Source organism: Cupriavidus sp. CuC1 (genome assembly GCF_044627735.1).
Taxonomy (GTDB): Bacteria; Pseudomonadota; Gammaproteobacteria; order Burkholderiales; family Burkholderiaceae; genus Cupriavidus; species Cupriavidus ulmosensis.
In genome coordinates this window covers 1-12163 of sequence record NZ_JBIUHC010000057.1, presented here as the reverse complement: position 1 = coordinate 12163, position 12163 = coordinate 1, and the positions used below count along the sequence as shown (strand labels likewise).

The 12163-nt window shown below is 60.7% G+C and carries 9 protein-coding genes and 1 pseudogene; 6 read left to right on the top strand and 4 right to left on the bottom strand.

Going from position 1 to position 12163, the window contains the following annotated elements:
• Positions 1-171: 171 nt before the first annotated feature.
• A complete protein-coding gene (locus tag ACGLHR_RS23560) occupies positions 172-597 on the bottom strand; it encodes a hypothetical protein (RefSeq protein ID WP_400096596.1) in 426 nt (141 codons plus the stop codon).
• Here ACGLHR_RS23560 and ACGLHR_RS23555 point away from each other — a divergent pair.
• A complete protein-coding gene (locus ACGLHR_RS23555) occupies positions 596-1843 on the top strand; it encodes an ISL3 family transposase (protein ID WP_400096595.1) in 1248 nt (415 codons plus the stop codon). The two genes, ACGLHR_RS23560 and ACGLHR_RS23555, sit on opposite strands and share 2 nt — an antisense overlap.
• Before the next feature lie 7 nt (positions 1844-1850).
• Here ACGLHR_RS23555 and ACGLHR_RS23550 read toward each other — a convergent pair.
• The 3 genes and pseudogenes from ACGLHR_RS23550 to ACGLHR_RS23540 all read right to left on the bottom strand — a co-directional run.
• Positions 1851-2775, bottom strand: a pseudogene (locus ACGLHR_RS23550) (MFS transporter); the annotation flags it as partial.
• A 47-nt stretch (positions 2776-2822) separates the two neighbouring features.
• Positions 2823-3629, bottom strand: coding sequence for an oxidoreductase (locus ACGLHR_RS23545; protein WP_400096594.1), 807 nt, complete (start codon positions 3627-3629; stop codon positions 2823-2825).
• Between the two features lie 90 nt (positions 3630-3719).
• Complete coding sequence (locus tag ACGLHR_RS23540) at positions 3720-5180, bottom strand: efflux transporter outer membrane subunit (RefSeq protein ID WP_400096593.1); 1461 nt, start codon at positions 5178-5180, stop codon at positions 3720-3722.
• 85 nt (positions 5181-5265) lie between these two features.
• Between ACGLHR_RS23540 and ACGLHR_RS23535 the strand changes: the two genes are divergently transcribed.
• The 5 genes from ACGLHR_RS23535 to ACGLHR_RS23515 all read left to right on the top strand — a co-directional run bounded on the left by ACGLHR_RS23535 (position 5266) and on the right by ACGLHR_RS23515 (position 11898).
• The gene (locus ACGLHR_RS23535; RefSeq protein WP_400096629.1) at positions 5266-5880 is read left to right on the top strand and encodes a TetR/AcrR family transcriptional regulator; all 615 of its coding nucleotides are present in this window, start codon (positions 5266-5268) and stop codon (positions 5878-5880) included.
• Positions 5881-5967: 87 nt separating this feature from the next.
• Complete coding sequence (locus tag ACGLHR_RS23530) at positions 5968-7083, top strand: efflux RND transporter periplasmic adaptor subunit (protein ID WP_400096592.1); 1116 nt, start codon at positions 5968-5970, stop codon at positions 7081-7083.
• Positions 7080-10208: an efflux RND transporter permease subunit gene (locus ACGLHR_RS23525; RefSeq protein WP_400096591.1), complete on the top strand. Its 3129-nt coding sequence runs from the start codon at positions 7080-7082 to the stop codon at positions 10206-10208. The genes ACGLHR_RS23530 and ACGLHR_RS23525 overlap by 4 nt, the downstream gene beginning before the upstream one ends.
• Positions 10209-10356: 148 nt before the next feature.
• A complete protein-coding gene (locus ACGLHR_RS23520; RefSeq protein ID WP_400096590.1) occupies positions 10357-11517 on the top strand; it encodes a porin in 1161 nt (386 codons plus the stop codon).
• Between the two features lie 72 nt (positions 11518-11589).
• Complete coding sequence (locus ACGLHR_RS23515; RefSeq protein WP_400096589.1) at positions 11590-11898, top strand: hypothetical protein; 309 nt, start codon at positions 11590-11592, stop codon at positions 11896-11898.
• Positions 11899-12163 lie beyond the last annotated feature (265 nt).

The window sequence follows — 12163 nt, the reverse complement described above, 5'->3', positions numbered from 1 at the left end:
TGGGCGATGGCCATGCCGACTGGCGATTCGGCCTGAGAGGGTGGCCACTGGAATCACCAGCGGCGGCCCAGGGGTGATGGCAAGCCCCGCCAATGGCAGCGAGTAGTGCCAGATCGACTTCATGTAGAAAAAAGGGCTCGTCGGGGGAATCTGTGGGTAGTTTGAGGCGATTTACGAGGGACAAAGGAAGCGATAGAGCTTCTTGCAGGTCGCGTCGAAAGAGCTCTGGGCATCTTCACTAAGATGCCGAGTTATCAAGGGACCACCGTATTCATGGATCTGGCTGAGAACGAGCGCATTGGCATCCATCGCGGCTGCATGCTTGTCTTCGTAACGGACTTCAATGAGATGGCCACCGAGTATCCAGAGGTTATCGCGGTGGCGGTACAACGTCTTGCGCGCATATCCCTGTGCGAGCAGGCGTTGCAGGAAAGGCGTGAACACTTCTACGATCGCCTGGCCAGGCGGGATGTCCTCGTTGTCGAAGCGCCATGAAGCGGGCCAGTCCTTAAGGTCCGGGACGTAGCGCGCCAGTGCATCGAGATCCGGGGCGACAATAGCGGCTTTGCCCTTGTCGCTTCTGACCCTGCTAACCATGTTGCTGACCCGCCTGCTCAACGCCTGTCATCATATTCCCGGGTTCGTTTATGAAGGTGCGCGGCTGTGCGAGGCAACCCAGTCCATCGAGATCGACGTACGGCCGCGCAAGGGCTCCAAGCCGATCTGCTCATGCTGTAGCCAGCCTGCGCGGGGTTACGACACGCTCGCACAGCGCAGGTTCGAGTTTATTCCGGTCTGGGGTTTTGCCGTGTTCCTGCTCTATACCATGCGGCGCGTCGATTGTCGTGACTGTGGCGTCAAGGTCGAAGCCCTGCCGTGGGCCAATGGCAAGCACACGCTCACGCGGGCATACATGCTGTTCCTGGCGCAGTGGGCACGCAAGCTGTCGTGGAAGGAGACGGCACAAAGCTTCCGCACCAGTTGGGAGAAAGTCTTCAACGCAGTGGAGTGGGTGGTCGACTGGGGGCTGTGCCATCGCAAACTCGGTACGATCCGTGCCTTTGGCGTCGACGAAATCCAGTATGGTCGTGGACACAAGTACCTCACACTGGTCTACCAGATCGAGGCTGGCTGCACCCGTCTGCTATGGGTTGGGCAGGAGCGCACGAAAGAAAGCTTCGCGAAGTTCTTCGCCATGATCGGAAAACAGCTTTGTGAGAAGGTTGAGTTCGTCTGCTCGGACATGTGGAAGCCCTACCTTGAGATGATAGCGCTGCATTGCCCCAATGCGCTGAATATCCTGGACCGCTTTCACATCGTTGCGAAGATGAATAAGGCCATCGATGAGGTCCGCGCTGACGAATCACGCCGCATGGTCCGCGATGGATACGAGCCGGTGCTCAAGAAGTCCCGCTGGTGCCTGCTCAAACGTCCGGAAAACCTGACCGACAGACAGCGACTGCGCATGCGTGACTTGTTGCAGTACAACCTGCGCACCGTGCGGGCCTGGCTGCTCAAAGAGGAATTCCAGCAGCTCTGGGATTACATCTCACCGGTCTGGGCCGGAAAATTCCTCGACCAGTGGTGTACTCAGGTGATGCGCTCGCGCATCGAGCCAATGAAGAAGTTCGCCCGCACCGTGCGTGCCCACCGTGAGCTGATCCTCAACTACTTCCATGCGCGCAAGCAGTTCTCCAGCGGCATCATCGAGGGTCTGAACAACAAGGCCAAAGTCACCATGAGAAAATCGTACGGATTCCGAACCTTCAGGGCGACGGAAATCGCGCTATATCATGCACTTGGCAATCTTCCTGAGCCTCCGTCAACCCACACATTTTTCTGACGAACCGAAAAAAGAAGGCGAAGAACATCATCAAAAACGCGATGCCGAAACTCAACGTTGCGAGATTGACATAACGGTAAGTCGGGTTGCAAAACAACCCCAAGTCCACCAGCGGTGCGGTCGCAACGTGAGCCCAGGCCACAAAACCGATGATGCTCAAGAGCCCGATGTCGGCAATACCGAGCAGTTGGTGACACGGCCAGCTAGGCGATTCCGATTGCACAATGGACAGCGCCAAAGCGCCCGTCCCGACGATCAGTAGGCCCATTCCGAACAGATCAAGCGGGCGGTTGGTGGTGTGCTGTTTTGTCTCGGTGAGCAATGGCGCACCGCGCCACATGGCAGCCAGGCCTAAGGGCACGTTCAGATAGAAGGCCCACTGCCAGCCGATCGATGCGATCACGAACGCCCCAAGGCTCGGCCCCACCGCAGCAGCCAGAGCACCAACCGCTCCCCATAGACTGATCGCCACCGCGCGCTTGCTGATTGGAAACGCCGCCAGCACGAGCGAGAGCGATGCGGGCGTCAGCAACGCAGCGCCGATGGCTTGAAGCACGCGTGCTGCAACGAGCCACCCTACGTTGACAGCCACACGCAGCCGACGCCGCCAGAAATAGCCCTACGCAGGCCAGAAACACCTTCTTGCGCCCATGCTTATCTGCCAACCCGCCAGACGGAATGAGCGTTGCAGCGTAGGCGACAGTGTAGGCATTGAGCACTCAGGAGAGATCTGCCGCAGTGGCTTGAGGAAACCCTGCACGTAAGGCACTGAAGGCGGCGAACAGCATCGTGCCGGCCATCGAGACAAGGAACACCGCCACGCTGGCGACCCAGAACACCGGCCAAGGTGATGCGGTGTTGAGATGTGCATTCGGCAACGCCGGAGCAATCGTGGCAGTGCCTCCGGTTGCTGAGCTGTCTGGATTTGTCATAGGGCTCTTCCGATGATGTGTGCCTGATCTGTTTCCGGTAACGTGCTTCAGGAGAGTCCGAACGTCTTGCGCAGAGTCGCACCGACCGGTCCTGCCGGCATGAAGCGGCGCAGCTTGCTCAGAAGGGAGGCCTCGCCTTTGGGGGTACGGCGCATCTTCCACGCGCCGAGAGCGGCATCGACGACCGTGCTCGCGACGCCATCGGGGTCCGGTGCTTTTTGGACACTTCTTTGAATCGCCTGCGAAACGACGCTGCGCTCGTTGTCGTAGGCAGATACCTTGGAAGCCGCGTGGGGGGCGTTGGTATCCAGGCTGGTCTTGGTAAATGAGGGCTCGACAAGCACCACACGGATGCCGAACTTGCGCACCTCGTGGTCCAACGTCTCGGACATCCCCTCCACAGCGTGTTTGGATGCCGAATAGAGACCCATGTACGGCGCCGGCAGAAAGCCGAGCACGGAGCTGATGTTGACGATTCTTCCCGAACGTTGCGCACGCATGTGCGGCAATACGGCTCGTGTGGTACGCAAGATGCCAAACACGTTGGTGTCGAACAGCGCCTGTGCTTCGGCAATCGACGTCTCTTCGGTCGCGCCGAGCAGCGTCACGCCGGCACTGTTGACGAGCACATCGATGCGCTTGGCCTGCGCGATGATGGCCTGGATCCCCCGCTGAACCGAGGCTTCATCGCGGATATCCATCTCGACCAGCTCAACGCCCGGTAGCGGCCGCGCTTTTGCGAGGTTGCGGACGGTGCCGAATACCCGGCAGCCCCGCAGCGCAAACTTCGCGGCGGTGGCACGGCCGATGCCCGAGGACACGCCTGTAACGACGACAACTTTGGAACTCGACATGGCAGCTTCTTTCGGTATGAGTGGGTCGGTGCTGCGGTAAAGGTTTGAGCGATGAGCCGTGCTGAATGCGCAGCCTCAGTCGCGGAGTGACTATTTGCTAGCAATGGCGGTCGATTCGTCGGGCTGCCACCCACCGCCCAGCGCCTTGAATGCCGCGACGGCAGCGCGCGCTGATTCGGTTTGCGCCTGCGCGCGCGCGTCTGATGTACGTAACAGGCTTTCGTCGGCTTGCAGGACTTCAATCAAGCTGACGACGCCTTTTTGATACGCAGCAAACGATGCACTTCGCGCGCGGCCAAGCGAATCCACGCCTTGCGTGAGCACGGCCGCTTGCTCCTCGCGCTTGACCAGAGCCGAGAAGGCGTCTTCCACATCTTCCGTGGCGCGCAGCACGGCGAGCCGGTACGCGGCGAGCATCTCCGCCTCTTGCCCCTTGGCCTGATCGATTTGTGCGTTGATACGGCCGAAGTCGAACAGGCGCCAGCGCAGGCCGAGCACGCCGGCGAATTGACTGGCACCGCTGCCGAACAGACTGCCGGCGCCCACCGATGTGGCGCTGCCCAGCAGGCCGCTGAGCGAGAACTTCGGGTAGTACTCCGCAATGGCGACACCGATGCGCGCGTTGGAAGCCGCTAGGCGACGCTCGGCAAGGATGAGGTCAGGGCGGCGCCTCAGCAATTCGCCGGGCGAGCCGCTGATCGCAATTTGCGGAGCGGCCGGGATGTCGCCGCCTTGCGCAAGCTCCGCCCGGTGCGTGCCCGGCAGCGTGCCGAGCATCACATCCAGCGCGTTCATCGCCGCATCGAGGCCAGCCTCAAGCTGTGGGATGGAAGCGCGAACCTGAGCGAGTGCGCCTTCGGCCTGCCGGACTTGAAGCTCGGCCGCCAGTCCCTTGCCGTACAGCAGGTTGATGGTGGAGAGCAATTCTTCTTGCGTCTGTACCTGGTGGCGGGCCACTTTCAAGCGCGTCTGTAAGCCGCGGATGGTGATGTAGATGTCGGCAGTCTGTGCGGCCACGGCCAGCCGTGTGGCGACTGCGCCCGCCTGGGAGGCCTGGTAGTCGGCAAGTGCCCCTTCGCGGCCACGGCGCAGGCCGCCGAATACGTCCAACTCCCAGCTTGCGCTGACATCGGCCTCAAAAGCGTTGCCGTAGCGGTCGAAGCCGGGCCGCGAACTCAAGACGCGGCCCAAAGGGGTTTCGACGGACTGGTACGCACGCGCGGCCTGGCCCGTGACATTGCCGGAGGGCAGCAACGCGGCATTGGCAGCGCCAAGCCCCGCACTGGCTTGCGTGACGCGGGCGAAGGCCTGTGCAAGGTCCAGGTTTTGTTCCAGCGCGAGCTGCACGTACCGCGTAAGTTGCGGATCGCCAAAGCCAGCCCACCACGCAGGCAGATCGGCTTCGGCATTGGCTGTCCGCTGCTCCACTGCTGTCTGGCCCTGGAATTGTCGGGGAACCGGCACATCGGGCTTCACATAATCGGGGCCGACGGCACAACCGGTCGCCAGGCTGGCAGCGAAGAGGGCCATAAGGGAGTGTTTTGGCAACATGGATGTCTTCCATCGGGTTTTGGTGACTATAGTACAACATGGTCACACGTTGTTCAACTATCGCGACTCGCGTAAGCTGGAGCCTATGAAGACCACCCCCTACCCCGTTTCCGCCCGTGGCCCGGCGGACCATGACGTGCGAGACCGGATCGTTGCCGCCGCCACCGAGCACTTCAGCCGCTACGGCTACGAGAAGACCGCCGTTTCCGATCTGGCCAAGGCCATCGGTTTTTCCAAGGCCTACATCTACAAGTTCTTCGAGTCCAAGCAGGCCATTGGCGAGATGATCTGCGCCAACTGCCTGCGCGACATCGAGGCCGACGTGAATGCCGCCCTGGCCGACGCCGACTCCCCGCCGGAGAAGCTCCGGCGCATGTTCAAAGCCTTGACTGAGGCCAGCCTTCGGTTGTTTTCCCACGACCGCAAGCTGTACGAGATCGCGGCCTCGGCAGCGACTGAACGCTGGCAAGCGGTGATCGCCTATGAGGACCGCATCCAGAGGTTGCTGCGCGATGTGCTACAGGAGGGCCGGGAGACCGGAGACTTCGAGCGCAAGACGCCGTTGGACGAGGCCACGACGGCCATCTACCTGGTCATGCGCCCGTACATGAATCCGTTGCTTTTGCAGTTCAGCTTTGACTACACGGAAAGTGCGCCCGGGCTGCTCTCCAGCCTCGTGCTTCGGAGTCTTTCCCCCTGACGTGCAGATTTTTTGATTGTGACCATTGACTAAAGTGGTCACGAGAACCAGAATGAAAGCCCAGATCATCTTGTCGATGGGGCTTTCATGCTTTCGCGTCGCTTTATTACCTCTACCGTTGTTCTTGCGTTTCCGCTCGCGCTGAGCGCTTGCGGCGAAAAGGCCCCTGCAGACCCGCGCACCGAGGCACCGTTGGTGCGTGCCACGGTCGTCCAGCCAGCCGCTTCCGCATCGCGTTCATTCACGGGGGTCGTCGCTGCCCGGGTGCAGAGCGACCTCGGCTTCCGTGTGCCCGGCAAGGTGCTGGAACGCCTTGTCGATGCGGGGCAAACCGTCAAGCGCGGGCAGCCGCTCATGCGCGTCGACCCGGTCGATCTGAAGCTCGCCGCACATGCACAGCGAGAAGCCGTGAGCGCCGCGCGAGCGCGTGCGCAACAGACGGCGGAGGACGAAGCCCGCTACCGCGATCTGCGCGGAACGGGCGCAATTTCCGCGTCGGCCTATGACCAGGCGAAGGCTGCGGCGGACGCGGCCAAAGCCCAGTTGAGCGCGGCGGAAGCGCAGGCCGATGTTGCGGGCAACGCCAGCCGCTACGCAGAGCTGATCGCTGATGGCGACGGCGTAGTCATGGAAACGCTGGCCGAGCCCGGCCAGGTCGTCAACGCGGGGCAGGCTGTTGTGCGTCTGGCCCACGCAGGCCGCCGCGAGGCGGTCGTTCAGTTGCCGGAAACGTTGCGGCCGGCGATCGGCTCTGTCGCACAAGCCACAATGTTCGGAAAAGACGGCACCAGCGTGCCGGCGACACTGCGGCAACTGTCGGATGCTGCCGATCGGCTTACCCGCACCTTCGAAGCGCGCTATGTGCTGGATGGGGAACTGGCCAATGCGCCGCTGGGCGCTACCGTGACGATCCAGATTCCGGATGGGCTCACCACCGCCCGAGGCGATCTCCAGGTGCCGCTGGGTGCCCTGTTCGATGCAGGCAAGGGTTCGGGCGTGTGGGTCATCCAGGGAGATCCCGCCAAGGTGTCGTGGCGGTCCGTCACCATCGTGCGCCTGGGCGATGAAGGTGCCCGGGTCGCGGGCCAGGTCAAGCAAGGGGACCGGATCGTCGCGCTTGGCGCACAACTGCTGCGTGAGGGCCAGCAAGTCCGCGTGGCGGGTCAGGGCGCCAGCACTGCCATCGCGGGGGTGCGTCTGTGAGCCAAGGCCGCTTCAACCTGTCGGCGCTCGCGGTGCGCGAGCGCGCCGTGACTTTGTTCCTCATCTGCTTGATCTCTCTGGCGGGGCTCATTTCCTTCTTCAAGCTGGGCCGCGCGGAAGACCCGGCGTTTACGGTCAAGGTGATGACGATCATCACCGCGTGGCCGGGGGCCACCGCGCAGGAAATGCAGGATCAGGTGGCCGAGAAGCTCGAAAAGCGCATGCAGGAGCTGCGCTGGTACGACCGTACGGAAACGTACACGCGGCCGGGCCTGGCGTTCACCACGTTGACCCTGCTCGACAGCACGCCGCCGTCGGAAGTCCAGGAGGAGTTCTATCAAGCGCGCAAGAAGGTCAGCGACGAGGTGGCCAACCTGCCGCCCGGCGTGATCGGGCCGATGGTCAATGACGAATATGCGGACGTGACCTTTGCGCTGTTTGCGCTGAAGGCGCAGGGTGAGCCGCAACGTGCCCTTGTGCGCGATGCGGAGACGCTGCGCCAGCGCTTGCTGCACGTGCCCGGCGTGAAGAAGGTCAACATCACCGGCGAGCAGTCGGAGCGCATCTACGTCGAGTTTTCCCATGACCGGCTGGCGACGCTGGGCGTGAGTCCGCAAGAGGTGTTTGCCGCGCTCAACAGCCAGAATGCCCTGACGGCAGCCGGCTCGGTGGAAACGAAAGGGCCGCAGGTATTCATCCGTCTGGACGGCGCGTTCGACGAGCTGCAGAAGATTCGCGACACGCCGGTTGTATCGCAAGGCCGCACGTTGAAGCTGTCGGACATTGCCACGGTCAAGCGTGGCTATGAAGACCCCGCCACGTTCATGGTGCGCAATGGTGGCCAGCCTGCCTTGCTGCTGGGCATCGTCATGCGCGAAGGCTGGAACGGGCTGGACCTGGGCAAGGCGCTCGACAAGGAGGTGGGCGCCATCAACGCTGACATGCCGCTCGGCATGAGCTTGACCAAGGTGACCGACCAGGCAGTCAACATCGCCGCTGCCGTCGATGAGTTCATGCTCAAGTTCTTCGCCGCACTGCTGGTGGTCATGCTGGTGAGCTTCGTCAGCATGGGTTGGCGCGCGGGCCTGGTGGTGGCCGCGGCCGTGCCGTTGACACTGGCGGTCGTCTTTGTGGTGATGGCTGCGACAGGCAAGAACTTCGACCGCATCACACTTGGATCTTTGATTCTGGCGCTCGGCTTGCTGGTGGACGACGCCATCATCGCCATCGAAATGATGGTGGTGAAGATGGAAGAAGGCTACAGCCGCGTCGCCGCTTCGGCCTATGCATGGAGCCACACTGCGGCGCCCATGCTGTCGGGCACGCTGGTGACCGCCGTCGGCTTCATGCCCAATGGTTTTGCGCGATCCACCGCGGGCGAATACACCAGCAACATGTTCTGGATCGTCGGCATTGCGCTGATCACGTCCTGGGTGGTCGCAGTGGTGTTCACGCCTTACCTAGGCGTGAAGATGCTGCCCGACTTCAAGAAGGTCGAAGGCGGCCACGATGCGATTTACGACACCCTGCGTTACAACCGCTTCCGTGCGCTGCTCGGGCGTGTGATTGCGCGCAAATGGCTGGTCGCGGGTTCGGTCGTCGGGCTCTTTGCCTTGGCCATCCTCGGTATGGCGGTGGTCAAGAAGCAGTTCTTCCCAATTTCGGATCGGCCTGAAGTGCTGGTCGAGGTGCAGATGCCCTATGGAACATCGATCAACCAGACCAGCGCGGCCACCGTAAAGCTGGAAGCTTGGCTCGCCAAACAGAAGGAAGCCAGGATTGTGACGGCTTACGTTGGCCAGGGTGCGCCGCGCTTCTATCTGGCGATGGGGCCGGAACTACCGGATCCGTCGTTCGCCAAGATCGTGATCCGCACCGACAGCCAGGAAGAGCGTGACGCGTTGAAGCAGCGCCTGCGCCAGGCGATTGCCGACGGCCTCGCCCCCGAGGCGCGCGTACGGGTCACGCAGCTCGTGTTCGGTCCGTACTCTCCGTTCCCGGTTGCCTATCGCGTGACCGGCCCCGATGCGGAGACGTTGCGCCGCATCGCGGCCGATGTTCGGCAAGTCATGGACGCCAGCCCGATGATGCGCACGGTCAATACCGATTGGGGGATGCGCGTACCGACGCTGCACTTCACCTTGCAGCAGGACCGCTTGCAGGCCGTGGGGCTGACCTCCAGCGCCGTCGCGCAACAACTGCAATTCCTACTCAACGGCATTCCGGTGACGGCGGTGCGCGAGGACATCCGCACGGTGCAGGTGACCGCCCGCTCGGCCGGCGACATCCGACTGGATCCGACCAAGATCGGCGACTTCACGCTGGCAGGCGCCAACGGGCAACGCATTCCGCTCTCGCAGGTGGGCAAGATCGATGTGCGCATGGAAGAGCCCATCATTCGGCGGCGCGATCGCATGCCGACGATCACGGTGCGAGGCGATATCGCCGATGGCCTGCAACCGCCCGACGTTTCGACAGCCATCAGCGCGCAGCTTCAGCCAATCATCGAGAAACTGCCCAACGGATACCGCATTGAACAAGCGGGTTCCATTGAAGAATCGGGCAAGGCGACGAAGGCCATGCTGCCGCTGTTCCCGATCATGCTGGCAGTCACCCTGCTGATTCTCATCTTCCAGGTGCGGTCCATTCCGGCGATGGTCATGGTGTTCCTGACCAGCCCCCTCGGCCTGATTGGCGTGGTGCCAACGCTGATTCTGTTCGGGCAACCGTTCGGCATCAACGCGCTGGTTGGCCTGATTGCGTTGTCGGGCATCTTGATGCGCAACACGCTGATCCTGATCGGGCAGATTCAGCACAACAAAGACGAAGGGTTGGATCCGTTCAGGGCCGTTGTGGAGGCCACGGTCCAGCGTGCGCGGCCGGTGATCCTTACCGCGTTGGCCGCCATCCTGGCCTTCATTCCGCTGACCCATTCGGTGTTCTGGGGCGCGCTCGCCTACACGCTCATCGGCGGGACGTTTGCCGGGACGATCTTGACTCTGGTGTTCCTGCCGGCCATGTACTCGATCTGGTTCAGGATCCGGCCCGGCAGCGCGGCCGATGCGCAGCGTGAACGACACGAGACCGTGCAGCCCGCCGGACAACTGGCGTCCAAGTCATATTGAATTGCGAGGGCATGTTTCCGCCGGATGGCCCTTGATTTCAATCCACTTGCATTAAATCGACTTCTAGACGGGACATTGGGTGCATGGCCTCCACCCAAGGCGTGCTGCTGTGCGAGAGGTCATAAAAATCGTAGTGAGGAGACAAAATATGAAGGCAAATCCAATTCTTCTGGGCTCCTTGGGCATATTTTCTGGCATGACCTGGGCTCAGTCTAACGTTATTCTGTATGGCGTTGCAGATATGAGCATGGAATACGCAAATCACGTCGGTACGGTGCCATTGGCAAGCAATGGGTTCAATAGTGGGCCCGGAAAAAACGTCTATCGAATGGATTCTGGTGGCCTGTCCGGGTCGCGCTGGGGGATTCGTGGCACAGAGGATATTGGCGTCGGTCTGCAATCCATTTTTGTCCTTGAAAGCGGTGTGAGTCTCGATAACGGCACCCAGATGCAGGGTCGACTTTTTGGCCGCCAGGCGTTCGTTGGATTGCAAAGCAGCTCACTTGGAAAATTCACATTCGGGCGTCAATACACATCGCTGTTCGATTCCATTGCGAATTTTTCACCAACGATCTACGCAACGCAGTACTCACCAACCGTACTTCTTCTCGGGCCGGCCTATCGAGAAGACAACACGGCGAAATATAGCGGTGCTTTCGGTCCCTTCACTATCGGTGCCCATTGGTCATTTGGAACAGGTCTTACGTTACCCGCCACCGCGCCAAGCACAATCCCGCTCACAGGAACCGGAGAGGTTCCGGGGCAATTTCACAGAGACTCTGCGTATGGCGTTGGAGTGAATTATTTTGGCGGAAGTTTTGGAGCCGCGCTAGCCTTTGACGAATTCAATCCGAGCATGGTGAACGGGACGGGAGGTTTCAAAAAACTCGCGGTTTCCGGAAGCTATGCTGCGGGGCCAGCAAAGCTAATGGCCGGGTACCGCTGGGGAAAGAATAGAGATGGGGCCGGAATTGAAATCCTGCGAGACGATTTCTATTGGATCGGCGCAAACTACAAGTTGACACCGAGTGTGGATTTCACTTTGGAGTACGCGTACGACAAGATTCACCGAAGAGTGGGTGAATCGCAAATGGGCAATCCATGGCAAGTAACGGCAATCGCGAATTATTCATTCTCCAAGCGTACAAGTGCCTACGTCGTAACTTCTTTCGCAAAGAAAGCGGGACTCAATCTTGATAATAGTGCCGTAAATTATGCCAACAGTCTGGGGACAGGGAATAGCTACGCCCTCGGTGCAGGCGAGACGTCCATGCTCGGGGTAGGGCTTGGAATCCGTCACACGTTTTGAGTGGCGTTTTGAGATGCCTTACAAGAATTCTCGGTGTTTTATTCAGATGGTATTTGCCTCAAGGAGCGAAAAATGATTACCAAGTCGGAAATTCTGAGTGGGTTCGCCGTCGCGGTGCTGGTGGCCTCGAGCTTCACAACGGTTGCGCCCGCTGGAAGCAAGGGCGAAAAGGGACGGCCTTGGGTGGACGTCCATGTCAAGTTGGACGCCAATGGCAGTGCGGCGAAGTGGGGAGCCTTTGATCCGTTCAGCGACGGCACGCGAACTGGCACGCCCGATTCACATGTGGACACCGCAAAGCTCAAGGTGCTCGACACGTTCGGTGCTGGCTTCGACATGCAATCGACCGACAGCGATTCGCTAAGTAACTGCTTGACCTGAACTCGTTGCTTCCCATGTCGGGCGCTGCGTAAGCAGCGGCAAACTTTTGCACCCGCCTGCCCATGTTACCTCCGTGCTCTCTCGACCTTGGGGCAGGCGGTCTTTCTTTCATATCCGATTGCTTTCCCAACTATGTCCCACACGGGCACTTCTGCGACACCGGGGCGCGACTATCATGTTGTTTCGATGTAAGCGCGAAATTTAGCGCACATAGAGTACAAGGCTGAAACGGTGCAGGATGTGTCCACTATTTTTAGTGGACACA